The 12695-nt window shown below is 59.0% G+C and carries 17 protein-coding genes; 14 read left to right on the top strand and 3 right to left on the bottom strand.

Annotated features, from left to right (window positions below; translation table 11 throughout):
• Positions 1–108: 108 nt before the first annotated feature.
• From hisD to tatC, 13 genes are all read left to right on the top strand, one after another.
• Positions 109–1443 (top strand): histidinol dehydrogenase, encoded by a 1335-nt coding sequence (gene hisD, locus HMCN_RS0109005; RefSeq protein ID WP_025917079.1) that lies wholly within the window; start codon positions 109–111, stop codon positions 1441–1443.
• Positions 1440–2378 carry a site-specific DNA-methyltransferase gene (locus HMCN_RS0109000; RefSeq protein ID WP_369792145.1) on the top strand — a complete coding sequence of 313 codons (939 nt, stop codon included), beginning with the start codon at positions 1440–1442 and terminating at the stop codon, positions 2376–2378. Before hisD ends, HMCN_RS0109000 begins: the two co-directional genes overlap by 4 nt.
• Positions 2369–3466 (top strand): histidinol-phosphate transaminase, encoded by a 1098-nt coding sequence (gene hisC, locus HMCN_RS0108995; protein WP_025917077.1) that lies wholly within the window; start codon positions 2369–2371, stop codon positions 3464–3466. Before HMCN_RS0109000 ends, hisC begins: the two co-directional genes overlap by 10 nt.
• Before the next feature lie 27 nt (positions 3467–3493).
• Positions 3494–4096, top strand: coding sequence for an imidazoleglycerol-phosphate dehydratase HisB (hisB, locus tag HMCN_RS0108990; protein WP_025917076.1), 603 nt, complete (start codon positions 3494–3496; stop codon positions 4094–4096).
• Between the two features lie 58 nt (positions 4097–4154).
• A complete protein-coding gene (gene hisH / locus HMCN_RS0108985; protein WP_025917075.1) occupies positions 4155–4793 on the top strand; it encodes an imidazole glycerol phosphate synthase subunit HisH in 639 nt (212 codons plus the stop codon).
• A 69-nt stretch (positions 4794–4862) separates the two neighbouring features.
• Positions 4863–5639 (top strand): 1-(5-phosphoribosyl)-5-[(5-phosphoribosylamino)methylideneamino]imidazole-4-carboxamide isomerase, encoded by a 777-nt coding sequence (gene hisA, locus HMCN_RS0108980; RefSeq protein ID WP_025917074.1) that lies wholly within the window; start codon positions 4863–4865, stop codon positions 5637–5639.
• A 2-nt stretch (positions 5640–5641) separates the two neighbouring features.
• Positions 5642–6406 (top strand): imidazole glycerol phosphate synthase subunit HisF, encoded by a 765-nt coding sequence (gene hisF, locus HMCN_RS0108975; RefSeq protein ID WP_025917073.1) that lies wholly within the window; start codon positions 5642–5644, stop codon positions 6404–6406.
• Complete coding sequence (gene hisI / locus HMCN_RS0108970; RefSeq protein ID WP_025917072.1) at positions 6403–6807, top strand: phosphoribosyl-AMP cyclohydrolase; 405 nt, start codon at positions 6403–6405, stop codon at positions 6805–6807. Before hisF ends, hisI begins: the two co-directional genes overlap by 4 nt.
• The gene (locus tag HMCN_RS0108965) at positions 6804–7175 is read left to right on the top strand and encodes a phosphoribosyl-ATP diphosphatase (RefSeq protein ID WP_025917071.1); all 372 of its coding nucleotides are present in this window, start codon (positions 6804–6806) and stop codon (positions 7173–7175) included. The genes hisI and HMCN_RS0108965 overlap by 4 nt, the downstream gene beginning before the upstream one ends.
• 24 nt (positions 7176–7199) lie before the next feature.
• Positions 7200–7571: a histidine triad nucleotide-binding protein gene (locus tag HMCN_RS0108960; protein ID WP_025917070.1), complete on the top strand. Its 372-nt coding sequence runs from the start codon at positions 7200–7202 to the stop codon at positions 7569–7571.
• 58 nt (positions 7572–7629) lie between these two features.
• Positions 7630–7854, top strand: a complete 225-nt coding sequence (gene tatA, locus HMCN_RS0108955) for a Sec-independent protein translocase subunit TatA (protein ID WP_025917069.1) — start codon at positions 7630–7632, stop codon at positions 7852–7854.
• Positions 7855–7932: 78 nt separating this feature from the next.
• A complete protein-coding gene (tatB, locus tag HMCN_RS0108950; protein WP_025917068.1) occupies positions 7933–8433 on the top strand; it encodes a Sec-independent protein translocase protein TatB in 501 nt (166 codons plus the stop codon).
• Between the two features lie 93 nt (positions 8434–8526).
• Positions 8527–9297, top strand: coding sequence for a twin-arginine translocase subunit TatC (tatC, locus tag HMCN_RS0108945; protein WP_025917067.1), 771 nt, complete (start codon positions 8527–8529; stop codon positions 9295–9297).
• Between the two features lie 87 nt (positions 9298–9384).
• On the opposite strand, the gene HMCN_RS0108940 is transcribed toward tatC, so the two are convergent.
• Both HMCN_RS0108940 and HMCN_RS0108935 read right to left on the bottom strand, forming a co-directional pair.
• Entirely contained in the window at positions 9385–10068 is a 684-nt protein-coding gene (locus tag HMCN_RS0108940; protein ID WP_025917066.1) for a DUF2461 domain-containing protein, read from the bottom strand.
• Positions 10069–10125: 57 nt separating this feature from the next.
• Entirely contained in the window at positions 10126–11283 is a 1158-nt protein-coding gene (locus HMCN_RS0108935; protein ID WP_025917065.1) for a Do family serine endopeptidase, read from the bottom strand.
• Positions 11284–11299: 16 nt separating this feature from the next.
• On the opposite strand from HMCN_RS0108935, the gene HMCN_RS0108930 reads away from it, so the two are divergent.
• A complete protein-coding gene (locus HMCN_RS0108930) occupies positions 11300–12067 on the top strand; it encodes a Nif3-like dinuclear metal center hexameric protein (protein WP_025917064.1) in 768 nt (255 codons plus the stop codon).
• Between the two features lie 4 nt (positions 12068–12071).
• Here HMCN_RS0108930 and mscL read toward each other — a convergent pair whose 3' ends face one another.
• The gene (gene mscL / locus HMCN_RS0108925; RefSeq protein ID WP_025917063.1) at positions 12072–12488 is read right to left on the bottom strand and encodes a large conductance mechanosensitive channel protein MscL; all 417 of its coding nucleotides are present in this window, start codon (positions 12486–12488) and stop codon (positions 12072–12074) included.
• Between the last annotated feature and the right edge of the window lie 207 nt (positions 12489–12695).

The raw sequence follows: 12695 nt of genomic DNA, 5'->3' as shown, positions 1-12695 counted from the left end.
GTATTATTTAAGTATCGCAAATAAAAATATGCGGGAATTGCATGGTTTTTATGCATACTCTGGCATAAATTATTTGATGGCGACAATCGAAGAAACCCAAGGCAAGCTATGACGATCCATATCCGACGGCTGGACAGTTCCAGCACCGACTTCCATGCCCAGCTGAGCGCGGTGCTGGCGTTCGAAGCCAGCGCCGACGAAGCGATCGAGCGTGCGGTCGCTACCATCCTGGCCGACGTGAAAGCGCGCGGCGACGCCGCCGTGCTGGAATGCACGCAGCGCTTCGACCGGCTCGACGTTGCCGGCGCTGCCAGCGTGGCCGGACTGGAAATCCCGCAAGCCGAGCTGCAGGCCGCGCTGGACGGCCTGGCGCCGGAGCGTCGCGCCGCATTGCAAACCGCCGCCGGGCGGGTGCGCGCCTATCACCTGCGGCAAAAACAGGAAATCGGCTCCGACGGCTTCAGCTACACCGAACCGGACGGCACCGTGCTCGGGCAAAAGGTCACGCCGCTGGACCGGGTTGGCATCTATGTGCCGGGCGGCAAGGCGGCCTATCCGTCGTCGGTGCTGATGAATGCGATTCCGGCCAAGGTGGCCGGCGTGCAGGAAGTCATCATGGTGGTGCCGACCCCGGACGGCGTGAAGAATCCGCTGGTGCTGGCGGCGGCGGCGATTGCCGGCGTCGACCGCGTGTTTACCATCGGCGGCGCGCAGGCGGTGGCCGCGCTGGCTTTCGGCACCGCGACCATCCCGCCAGTCGACAAGATCGTCGGCCCCGGCAATGCCTATGTGGCCGCCGCCAAGCGCCGCGTGTTCGGCACCGTCGGCATCGACATGATCGCCGGCCCGTCGGAAATCCTGATCATCTGCGACGGCAGCACCGATCCGGACTGGATCGCGATGGACCTGTTTTCGCAAGCCGAGCACGACGAACTGGCGCAATCGATCCTGCTGTGTCCGGACGCCGCTTACATCGCGCAAGTCGAAGCCAGCATCAATAAACTGATCGATGCCATGCCGCGCCAGGACGTGATTCGCACTTCGCTGACGCAGCGCGGCGCGCTGGTCAAGGTGCGCGACATGGAGCAGGCGTGCGAGATCGCCAACCTGATCGCGGCCGAGCATCTGGAGATTTCCACCGAAAATCCGCAGCAATGGGCCGCCAAGGTGCGACACGCCGGTGCGATGTTCCTCGGCCGCTTCTCGTCGGAGTCGCTGGGCGACTATTGCGCCGGACCGAACCACGTGCTGCCGACCTCGCGCACCGCGCGCTTTTCGTCGCCGCTGGGCGTCTACGATTTCCAGAAGCGCTCCAGCCTGATCCAGGTATCCGAGGCCGGCGCGCAGACGCTGGGCCGGGTCGCGGCGGAGCTGGCGTACGGCGAGGGCCTGCAGGCGCACGCGCGCAGCGCGGAATATCGATTGCAGCCCGGACTGAAATGACTGCCGGCATGACGGACTGGCGCGACCGGATTTTTCAGGAAGACGCATTGCAGGGACTGGCGCGGATTCCCGATGATTCGATCGACCTGATCGTGGCCGACCCGCCGTACGGATTGGGCAAGGATTACGGCAACGATTCGGACAAGATGGAGGCCGACGCCTATCTGCGCTGGAGCGCCGCGTGGATCGACGCCGCGCTGCCGAAGCTCAAAGCCAGCGGTAGCCTGTACATCTTCCTGACCTGGCGCTATGCGCCGGAGATATTCGTCATGCTCAAGCAGCGCATGACGATGCTCAACGAGATCATCTGGGACCGCAGGGTGCCGTCGATGGGCGGCAGCATCCGCAGCTTTACTTCGGTGCACGACACCATAGGATTTTTTGCCAGGCAGAAAGGCTATTATTTCGATCTCGACGCAGTCCGGGTGCCGTATGACGCGGCGACCAAGAAAGCCCGTTCGCGCTCGATCTTCGTCGGCGCCAAGTGGCTGGAGCTGGGCTACAATCCGAAGGATGTGTGGAGCGTATCGCGCCTGCATCGCGAGCATCCGGAACGGGCCGAGCATCCGACCCAGAAACCGCTGGAAATCATTGAGCGCATCATCAAGGCGTCCTGTCCGCCGGGCGGCGTGGTGCTCGATCCGTTCATGGGCAGCGGCACCACGGCGGTGGCGGCGCGGCGCTGCGGCCGGGGCTTTGCCGGTTTCGAGCTGAATCCCGCGTATTGCGCGATAATCGAGCAGCGCCTGGCGTCGCCGCAAGCGCAGACGAGCGCACCAAACAACCAGCCGACCGAGCCGGTGCGCGCCAAGCTGACCGATATCAAAAAAAGCAAGAGAGGCCGGAAAAAAGCCGCAGCACCGGCACCATCACCGGATTCCGTGCAATCAACGCTTGTTTTCGAGCACAACCAGCAGCCGCTTCCATGTCCCTGATTGAAAACATCATCCGTCCCGAGGTCCGCGCGCTATCGGCTTACCACGTTCCTGATTCGAGCGGCTTGGTCAAGCTCGATGCGATGGAAAATCCCTATACGCTGCCGCCGGCGCTGCGCGAGGAATTGGGCCGGCGCCTGGCCGAGGTCGCGTTGAACCGCTACCCGGTGCCGTCCTATGCCGCGCTGAAGGCTGAAATCTGCGCCGGGCAAGGGGTGCCGGCCGGATTCGACGTGGTGCTCGGGAACGGTTCGGACGAATTGATTTCCATTATTTCGGTCGCTTGCGCCAAGCCGGGCGCCAAGGTGCTGGCGCCGGTGCCCGGCTTCGTGATGTATGCGATGTCGGCCCAGTTCGCCGGGCTGGAATTCGTCGGCGTGCCGTTAAAGCCCGATTTCACGCTGGATACCGCCGCCATGCTGGATGCGATCGCCGAGCACCGGCCGGCGATCGTCTATCTGGCGTATCCGAACAACCCGACCGGCACTTTGTACGATGCCGGCGACATGGAGCAGATCATCCGCGCAGTCGGCGACAGCGGCATCGTGGTGTCGGATGAAGCCTACCAGCCGTTTGCGCCCTCGAGCTGGATGCCGCGGCTGGCCGAGTTCGAAAATCTGGTGGTGATGCGCACCGTCTCCAAGCTCGGCCTGGCCGGCATCCGCCTGGGCTACATGGCGGCCAGCCAGGCTTTGCTGCGCGAATTCGACAAGGTGCGTCCGCCGTACAATGTGAATGTGCTGACCGAGACCGCCGCCCGGTTCGTGCTGCAGCACGCGGATGTGCTGGAAGCGCAGGCGCAGGCGTTGCGTGACGCGCGTTCGCGGCTGGCCGATGCGCTGAGCGCCCTGCCTGAAATCCAGGTATTTCCTTCGGCTGCGAATTTTTTGCTGATCCGGGTGCAATTCGAGCGCATCGATGCGCAGAATGTGTTCGACAAGCTGTTGGAACACAAGGTATTAATCAAAAATGTCGGTAAAATGCACCCGTTATTGCATAACTGTCTGCGCGTCACCGTCGGTACCCGGCAAGAGAACCGGCAATTCCTCGATGCGCTGAAGGCATCGTTGGCAGAGTGTAGGATATAGTAAGAGCAACATAACCATGGCAGCCCAATGAACACGACCACCCCGCGCATTGCAGAAGTCAGGCGCAATACCAACGAGACCCAGATCCGCGTCGCCATCAATCTGGACGGCAGCGGGGTCCAGAAACTCGCCACCGGCGTACCCTTCCTCGACCACATGCTGGACCAGATCGCCCGCCACGGCCTGATCGACCTCGACATCGAGGCCCACGGTGACTTGCATATCGATGCCCATCACACGGTGGAAGACGTCGGCATTACGCTGGGCCAGGCTTTTGCCAAGGCGATCGGCGACAAGAAGGGCATCCGCCGCTACGGCCACGCGTATGTGCCGCTGGATGAAGCGCTGTCGCGGGTGGTGATCGATTTTTCCGGCCGCCCCGGGCTGGAGTTTCACGTGCCGTTTACGCGCGCCATGATCGGCAGTTTCGACGTCGATCTGGTGCACGAATTCTTCCAGGGCTTCGTCAACCATGCGCTGGTGTCGATCCATGTCGATAACTTGCGCGGCGACAATGCGCATCACCAGTGCGAAACGGTGTTCAAGGCTTTCGGCCGCGCACTGCGCATGGCAACCGAACTCGATGCGCGCTCGGCCGGAACCATTCCTTCGACCAAGGGCAGCCTGTAAGCGGTTGCGTCCGATGGCATTTCCGGCTGGTATCTGAATCGTCGTCTATAGTGTGAATATGAATAAAATCGTTGTAGTGGATTACGGCATGGGTAATTTGCGCTCGGTGGCGCAGGCGCTGCGCCACGTCGCGCCCGAGGCGGATGTCCGGATTTCGGGAGTGGCTGCGGATTTGCGCGCTGCCGACCGTATTGTTTTGCCCGGCCAGGGCGCAATGCCGGACTGCATGCGCTGCCTGCGCGAATCCGGCCTGCAGGAGGCGCTGCTGGAAGCGGCGCGCAGCAAGCCGCTGTTTGGCGTATGCGTCGGCGAGCAAATGCTGTTCGAGCGCAGCGAGGAAGGCGACACGCCCGGACTCGGGCTGCTGCCCGGCAAGGTGGTGCGGTTCCAGCTCGACGGCCAGTTGCAGCAAGACGGCTCGCGCTTCAAGGTGCCGCAAATGGGCTGGAACCGGGTTCGGCAAACGCAGCCGCATGCGCTGTGGGACGGCATTGCCGACGACAGCTACTTCTATTTCGTGCATAGTTATTATGCGCAACCGGCCGCTGCGGCCGATATCGTCGGCCAGACCGATTACGGCACCGCATTTGCCTGCGCGGTAGCGCGCGAGAATATCTTCGCGACCCAGTTTCATCCGGAAAAAAGTGCGGCGGCCGGATTGCGCCTGTACCGCAATTTCGTCCACTGGAAACCTTGATTCCGGTCATGTGCCGCTGTCATCCATGTGCATTACTCTCTCCAATCCCAACTTTTCTCTCTGTCCGCCATGCTGCTTATTCCTGCAATCGATCTTAAAGACGGTCACTGCGTACGCCTGAAACAGGGCGACATGGACCAGGCCACCGTATTCTCGGAAGACCCGGCCGCCATGGCGCGCCACTGGCTGCTGCAGGGCGCGCGCCGCCTGCATCTGGTGGACCTGAACGGCGCTTTCGCCGGCAAGCCGAAAAACGCATCCGCGGTGAAGTCCATCCTGCAAGCGGTGCGCGAGTTCGCGCTCGAAAACGCTATCGACGAAATCCCGGTCCAGCTCGGCGGCGGCATCCGCGACCTGGACACCATCGAGCGCTATCTGGACAGCGGCTTGAGCTACATCATCATCGGCACCGCAGCGGTGAAGAACCCCGGCTTCCTGCACGATGCCTGCGGCGCCTTCCCGGGCCAGATCATCGTCGGCCTGGACGCCAAGGACGGCAAGGTCGCCACCGACGGCTGGAGCAAGCTGTCCGGCCACGAAGTCATCGACCTGGCCAGGAAGTTCGAAGGTTACGGCGCCGAAGCCATCATTTATACCGACATCGGCCGCGACGGCATGATGGGCGGCGTCAACGTGGATGCGACGGTGAAGCTGGCGCAGGCGGTCAAAATTCCGGTCATCGCATCCGGCGGCGTGCACGACATCCACGATGTCGAAGCGTTGTGCGCGGTGCAGGACGAGGGCATCGAAGGCGTGATTTGCGGCCGTTCGATTTACGAAGGCTCGCTCGACTTGCTGACAGCCCAGGCGCGCGCCGATGCCTTGAGCGGGCAGCCGGAAGAGTAACCATGACACTTGCCAAACGCATCATTCCCTGCCTGGACGTCACTGCCGGGCGCGTCGTCAAGGGCGTCAATTTTCTGGAATTGCGCGATGCCGGCGATCCGGTCGAGATTGCGCGCCGCTACGACGAGCAGGGCGCCGACGAGCTGACCTTTCTCGACATCACCGCATCGAGCGACGGACGCGACCTGATCCTGCACATCATCGAGGCGGTCGCCTCGCAGGTATTCATTCCGCTGACGGTTGGCGGCGGCGTGCGCGTGGTGGAGGATGTGCGCCGCCTGCTCAACGCCGGCGCCGACAAGGTCAGCATCAACACCTCGGCGGTGACCAATCCGCAGCTGGTGTTCGATGCCGCGCACAAGTACGGTTCGCAATGCATCGTGGTGGCGATCGACGCCAAGCAGACCGCGCCCGGCAAATGGGAAGTGTTTACGCACGGCGGGCGCAACGCGACCGGCCTGGATGCCATCGCCTGGGCGCAGAAGATGGAAAGCCTGGGCGCCGGCGAGATATTACTCACCAGCATGGATCGCGACGGCACCAAGGTCGGTTTCGACCTAGGTCTGACGCGCGGCGTTTCGGACGCCGTGAATATCCCGGTAATCGCCTCCGGCGGCGTCGGCAGCCTGCAGGACCTGGCCGACGGCATCAAGCTGGGCCGCGCCGATGCGGTGCTGGCAGCCAGTATCTTTCATTACGGGCAACACACGGTGCAGGAAGCAAAACGCTTCATGGCCGAGCAAGGCATTCCAATGAGGCTGGCATGAGCGCAAATTTCAAGTGGTTGAACAAGGTGCGATGGGACGAGCACGGCTTGGTGCCGGTGATTGCGCAGGAGGTCGGCAGCAATGATGTGTTGATGTTCGCCTGGATGAACCGTGACGCGCTGGCCCGCACTGTGGAGCTGGGTGAAGCCGTCTACTGGAGCCGCTCGCGCAAGAAGCTCTGGCGCAAGGGCGAGGAATCGGGGCATATCCAGAAAGTGCATGAAATTCGCCTCGATTGCGACGAGGATGTGGTGTTGTTGAAAGTGGAACAGGCCGATCGCATCGCCTGCCATACCGGGCGGCATTCCTGCTTCTTCCAGAAATTTGAAGGCGATTCCACCGACGGTGTGTGGCAGGCAGTCGATCCGGTGCTGAAAAACCCTGAAAGCATCTATAAATGAGTGAAACACTGAATCGGCTGGCGGCGGTCATCGAGTCGCGCAAGCTGGCCAACGGCGGCAACCCCGAAAAATCGTATGTGGCGCGCCTGTTTGCCAAGGGCGACGATGCGATTCTGAAGAAAATCGGCGAAGAGGCAACCGAGACCGTGATGGCGGCAAAAGATGCACGCATCGACGGCGACGTCTCGAAAGTGCTGTATGAATGTGCCGACCTGTGGTTCCATACGCTGGTCATGCTGGCGCAGTTCGGTTTGACGCCGCAGCAGGTGCTGGATGAACTGGCGCGGCGCGAAGGCTTGTCCGGCATCGAGGAAAAGGCCGCGCGCAAGGATGTATTGCGCGACGCCGACGAGTCGCACAAAAATTAAAATTCTGAAAATTACGGAGTCATGTTGGATAACTGTATTTTTTGCAAAATTGCAGCAAAAATCATGCCTTCCGAGATCGTTTATGAAGACGATACGCTGCTGGCGTTCAAAGATATCAATCCGGCCGCACCGGTACACTTGCTGGTGATTCCGAAGCAGCATATCGGTACATTATCGGATTGCGGCAGCGCGGATGCCGGGCTGCTGGCGCAAATGTTGCTGCTAGCGCCGAAGCTGGCAAAGGAGTTCGGCTGCGCATTAACTAATGACGCAAACAATGGTCTAACAGGTGGCTACAGAACAATGATCAACACCGGTCCGGATGGCGGTCAAGAGGTGTACCATCTGCATCTGCATGTGATCGGTGGGCCGCGACCGTGGCGCGGGCGGCGTTAAGAGGGCAGGTTTTTTTTCGTGCATCCGACGGTAATAATCCGTCTTGAAAGGAATAATCATGGGTTCGTTAAGTATTTGGCACTGGCTGATTGTGCTGGTGATCGTGATGCTGGTGTTCGGCACCAAGAAGATAGGCAATATGGGTTCCGATCTGGGCAAGGCGGTCAAGGGTTTCAAGGATGGCGTCAAGGGCGAGGAAGAAAAATCCGCCGCCAAAAATTTGTCGCAAGCCAATGAGAAAAATACAATCGACGTTGAATCGAAAGAGAAGACAAAGGACTGAACGGCGCCTGCTGGTATCGCGCATGGCGCGCCATGATGGCGATACCGGGTGCTGTTTGCGGTTTGTCGCTACAGCCTTATGATTGATTTAGGTCTTTCCAAGCTGGCATTGATCGGGGTGGTTGCGCTGGTGGTGATCGGCCCCGAGAAACTGCCGAAAGTCGCGCGCATGGCCGGCTCGTTGCTGGGGCGCGCCCAGCGTTATATTAATGACGTGAAGTCCGAAGTCAGTCGCGAGATGGAGCTCGACGAGTTGCGCCAGATGCAGCAGGAAGTGCAGGAGGCGGCCAAGGATGTCGAGAGTTCGATTGCGCGCAATCTGTCCGACACCGAGCGCGAACTCAGCGCGGCGGTGGGCGACGGCATTGACAACAGCGCTACGCAATATCCACCCTTTTCCGTCCCGATGGAGCAGGTGAGCGCGAAAGCGAAGAGCTTCCGCAAGAAAAAACTGGCCCGCACCTCGGCCATCCCTGGCTGGTACAAGCAGCGTCATGGCGGCAAATCGCATCTGTTGTCAGGCGCTGCGCGCGTGTCGCGCTATCGTCCCGGCAATAAAACGCTCCGCTCGTTTCATTAGTGCGCTCCGGCTTGATCGCGAACACGGCCGGTTCAAGGCTCTGCGGCGGTTTACATCGCTTAGTTCTGTTAATTAATATGCCAAGCAGGCCCTATGTCTGAAGAACCAAAAACCGGTGTGGAAGACACCTTCATTTCACATCTGGTTGAACTGCGCGACCGCCTGGTGCGCGCGTCAATCGGGGTGCTGATCGTTTGCGGCTTGTTGTTCCTGTGGCCCGGACCCGCGCATATTTACGATTTCCTGGCGCGCCCGATGATGTCTTCATTGCCGCCAGGCGCCAAGATGATCGCTACCGGAGTGATTTCCCCATTTCTGGTGCCGATGAAAGTCACGTTGCTGCTGGCCTTCATCCTGGCCTTGCCTTGGGTGTTATACCAGGTGTGGGCTTTCATCGCGCCTGGCCTGTATCTGCACGAGAAAAAGCTGATCGCCCCGCTGGTGGTGTCGTCTTCCTTGCTGTTTCTGGCGGGGATAGCATTTTGTTATTTCCTGGTGTTCGGTCGGGTCTTCAAGTTCATTAACGAATTCGCGCCATCTTCCATCACGGTGGCGCCCGATATAGAAAATTACCTGGATTTCGTGATGTCGATGTGTCTGGCGTTCGGCTTGACGTTCGAGGTGCCGATTGTGGTGATCGTGCTGGTGCGAATGGGATTGGTGACACTGGAAAAACTGAAGTCGACCCGGCCTTACGTGATTGTCGGCTCTTTCGTGGTCGCCGCCATCGTGACGCCGCCGGACGTGGTCAGCCAGTTTTCACTGGCAGTGCCGATGTGCTTGTTGTTTGAGCTCGGACTGCTGGTGGCGCCGCTTTTTGTCAAGGTAACGCAGGCCCCGCTGGAAGATGCATCAGACGCTTGAGATTGTTTATATACTCACATAAGCTATAGCTGCTTCCGCAATAAAATAGGCGGACATTAATGCATACTCATGATTTTTCGGAGCGAGTTATGATTCCGGCAGTGGTACGTTGCGCAGCCATGCGACCAGCGGATAAGCATCCCGGAAACCCGCCAGCAGGGTTGCGGTAACCGCTGCCGGTGCCTTTCGGTCCAACGCAGTCTCTTTCCAAACGAAGAAATTTTTCAGCTTGATGTGCTCGATATGCGGTAGGTCGATAGCGAACCCCTTAGGTGGGTGCGTCAACTTGCCTTCTGCATAAAAACCGCCGAATGCGGCCTGCAATTTCTTGTCCTCGAGCAGTTTGCCGAAGCCTTGCGCATCCGCAGCAATGTGCTGGCGGATGGCGCGCAAACGGTGGGTCGGCGGCGCATATTCACCGACGCCAAAGTGCAGTTGTCCGGCAGCATTGATCAGAAAATAATAGACCGGCCCGCCTCCCTCGCTCGGTTTTTTGCGCCCGCTAGGCAAGATCGAGGCGGAAAACGTGGTTTTGTAGGGCCTTTTGTCCTTTGAGAAGCGCAGGTCGCGATTGATTCGGAACAAGGCTTTTTTCGGATCGCAGCCGGCGACCGGCGGATCGAACGCAGCGATTCCGGCGATCAGGCCGGTGACGAGCGTCAGGAATTCTTCGCGCAGGATGTCGTAGCGCGGCCGGTTCATCGCGAACCAGGCGCGGCTGTTGTTTTCACTTAATTCAGTGAGGAACTGGATTAGGTCGCGGATATGCATGGCAGAAATCGGTAGTTTATTGCGGGTGAAGCATTCGCATCGCCCGTATTTCCAGGATTATTCGCGCTGGACTTTCGGGCGTTTGCCAATCGTGACCTGTAAAACGGATTCCTGATTGCGGCGCGAAATGGTGAATTTCGCCTTGTTGCCGGGAGCCAGTTGCGCAATCAGGTTGAGCATTTCAGTAGTATCGGCGACCGGCTTGTCTTCGATTGCAACCAGTATGTCGCCCGGCTTGATGCCGGCTTTATCGGCCGGGCCGTCGCGCAGGACGCCGGCGATGATGGCACCGGTCTTCTTGCTCAGGCCGAAGCTTTCGGCCAGTTCCGGCGTAATGTCTTGCGGTTCGACGCCGATCCAGCCGCGCACCACCTGGCCGGTGCTGATGATCGATTCCATTACGGTCTTGACGGTCGAAACCGGGATGGCGAAGCCGATTCCAAGCGAGCCGCCGCTGCGGGAATAGATCGCGGTGTTGATGCCGAGCAGATTGCCGTTGATGTCGATCAGCGCTCCGCCCGAATTGCCCGGATTGATCGCGGCATCGGTCTGGATGAAGTTCTCGAAGGTATTGATGCCCAGATGATTGCGCCCCAGCGCCGAGATAATGCCCATGGTGACGGTCTGGCCGACGCCGAATGGATTGCCGATGGCAAGCACAGGGTCGCCGACCTGCGCTTGTTCGATGCGTCCCAAGGTGATGGCCGGCAGATTCGGGACATTGATCTTGATCACTGCCAAATCCGTTTCTGGGTCGGCCCCCACCACTTTAGCAGCAGCCTTGCGACCGTCGGCCAGAGCCACTTCGATTTCATCGGCGGCTTCGACTACATGATTATTGGTCAGGATGTAGCCCTGCGGGCTGATGACGACACCGGAACCGAGGCTAGACTGCTTTTCTTCCTGATCGCCATAGCCGTCGCCAAAGAACTTCTTGAAAAATGGATCGTCCAGGTAGGGGTTTTTCAGTTGTCTGGCTTCCTTGGTGGTGAAAATATTTACCACCGACGGCATTGCATGCTTGGCGGCGTCGCGGTAAGAGCCTTGTATTGGTGATTTTGACGGGGCCGCTTCCTGTATTGATACCGATGCGATGCGCGCGTTCTGCGAACCGCCGAGCCTGCCGGTCCAATCCGGTTTCAAGGTCGTTACAATGAACCATACTGCCAGACCGATAGTTACGGTTTGTGCAAATAATAACCAAAAACGTCGCATATGAAGGTAGTAAAAAATGAATCAACGATCAGTAGATAGGGATGAGTTGGCAAAATTTCTAGCACTCACACTGGAAATTACACGTTTTCGCGATTATTGTCCAAACGGATTGCAGGTAACAGGATCTGCATCGATAAAAACCGTAGTGACCGGTGTGACCGCCAATCTGGCATTGCTTGAGGCGGCCATCGATCTGAGGGCGGATGCGGTTTTGGTGCACCATGGCTATTTCTGGCGCGGCGAGGATGCCTGCGTAGTGGGTATCAAGCACAAGCGGCTGAAGTTGCTGCTGGCGCACGACATTAATTTGTTCGCCTACCATCTGCCGCTGGATGCGCATCCAGTCTTTGGAAACAATGCGCAACTGGCCTCGATACTCGGGTTGCTTGCGGATGCGCGCTTCGGCGCGGATGATCTGGCATGCCTCGGCACAGCTATAAATACAGAGCTCAGAACCGCAGGGGATTGGGCGCTCGAAGTGGCGGCAAAGCTAGGCCGTCAGCCGCTGTTGATCGGCGACCCGGCGCAGCCTGTGCGCCGGGTCGCCTGGTGTACCGGCGCCGCACAAAACTTCATGACGGATGCGATTGCGGCCGGAGCCGATATGTATTTGAGCGGTGAAATCTCGGAACCTACCGTTCATCTGGCGCGTGAAGCCGGGGTTGCCTACCTGGCCTGCGGCCATCACGCAACCGAGCGCTACGGCGTGCAGGCGCTGGGCCAGTTGCTGGCCCAGCAGTTCGGCATTGCGCATCATTTTGTCGATATCGACAATCCGGTGTAGGGGCTCACCTGGTCTTCAGTGCATCGCGGATTTCGCGCAGCAGAACCACATCTTCGGGCGTGGCTGCTGGTGCAGGAGGCGGTTCTGCCTGTTTCATTTTGTTGAACAGGCGAATCATCTGGAAAATGATGAAAGCCAGAATGATGAAATTCAGGGCAATCGTGATGAAATTGCCGTAGGCGATTACGGCGCCGGCTTTTTTCGCCTCTGCCAATGCCAATCCGGTGCTTTGTCCGTTTAGCGGCAGGTAATAGCTGGAAAAGTCCAGGCCGCCCACAAGTCTGCCGACGATCGGCATGATGATGTCCTGTACCAGCGAGTCGACAATTTTCCCGAATGCCGCACCGACTATCACGCCGACGGCAAGGTCCATCACATTGCCCCTGGAAATAAAGCTTTTAAACTCTTGCATCATGCTCATGAGGCGCTCCTGTTGTTATATTGAAAGTCTGGCAAACGCAATTTATTCTAGTCGCGTGCTCAACCAAGCGCAATCCACATCTCCCGGTCCCTGGATGCCGGGCATTTGATTTGCCCCATGCATTGGCAAGGCTTGGCGCTTCAGAAACTTGCCATACATCAAGAAAAACCTTTGCAAGTTGGGCGAATAGTAATTTTTCTTTATAAC

The organism is Herminiimonas sp. CN (genome assembly GCF_000622895.1).
In the GTDB taxonomy this organism is placed as follows: Bacteria; Pseudomonadota; Gammaproteobacteria; order Burkholderiales; family Burkholderiaceae_D; genus AVCC01.
This window is presented reverse-complemented; position numbering and strand designations above follow the sequence as displayed.

What these genes read in the sequence shown, in the direction of transcription:
- hisD (WP_025917079.1), top strand. Translation starts at nt 109, where the DNA reads ATGACGATCCATATCCGACGGCTGGACAGTTCCAGCACCGACTTCCAT.
- HMCN_RS0109000 (WP_369792145.1), top strand. Translation starts at nt 1,440, where the DNA reads ATGACTGCCGGCATGACGGACTGGCGCGACCGGATTTTTCAGGAAGAC.
- hisC (WP_025917077.1), top strand. Translation starts at nt 2,369, where the DNA reads ATGTCCCTGATTGAAAACATCATCCGTCCCGAGGTCCGCGCGCTATCG.
- hisB (WP_025917076.1), top strand. Translation starts at nt 3,494, where the DNA reads ATGAACACGACCACCCCGCGCATTGCAGAAGTCAGGCGCAATACCAAC.
- hisH (WP_025917075.1), top strand. Translation starts at nt 4,155, where the DNA reads ATGAATAAAATCGTTGTAGTGGATTACGGCATGGGTAATTTGCGCTCG.
- hisA (WP_025917074.1), top strand. Translation starts at nt 4,863, where the DNA reads ATGCTGCTTATTCCTGCAATCGATCTTAAAGACGGTCACTGCGTACGC.
- hisF (WP_025917073.1), top strand. Translation starts at nt 5,642, where the DNA reads ATGACACTTGCCAAACGCATCATTCCCTGCCTGGACGTCACTGCCGGG.
- hisI (WP_025917072.1), top strand. Translation starts at nt 6,403, where the DNA reads ATGAGCGCAAATTTCAAGTGGTTGAACAAGGTGCGATGGGACGAGCAC.
- HMCN_RS0108965 (WP_025917071.1), top strand. Translation starts at nt 6,804, where the DNA reads ATGAGTGAAACACTGAATCGGCTGGCGGCGGTCATCGAGTCGCGCAAG.
- tatA (WP_025917069.1), top strand. Translation starts at nt 7,630, where the DNA reads ATGGGTTCGTTAAGTATTTGGCACTGGCTGATTGTGCTGGTGATCGTG.
- tatB (WP_025917068.1), top strand. Translation starts at nt 7,933, where the DNA reads ATGATTGATTTAGGTCTTTCCAAGCTGGCATTGATCGGGGTGGTTGCG.
- tatC (WP_025917067.1), top strand. Translation starts at nt 8,527, where the DNA reads ATGTCTGAAGAACCAAAAACCGGTGTGGAAGACACCTTCATTTCACAT.
- HMCN_RS0108940 (WP_025917066.1), bottom strand. Translation starts at nt 10,068, where the DNA reads ATGCATATCCGCGACCTAATCCAGTTCCTCACTGAATTAAGTGAAAAC.
- HMCN_RS0108935 (WP_025917065.1), bottom strand. Translation starts at nt 11,283, where the DNA reads ATGCGACGTTTTTGGTTATTATTTGCACAAACCGTAACTATCGGTCTG.
- HMCN_RS0108930 (WP_025917064.1), top strand. Translation starts at nt 11,300, where the DNA reads ATGAATCAACGATCAGTAGATAGGGATGAGTTGGCAAAATTTCTAGCA.
- mscL (WP_025917063.1), bottom strand. Translation starts at nt 12,488, where the DNA reads ATGAGCATGATGCAAGAGTTTAAAAGCTTTATTTCCAGGGGCAATGTG.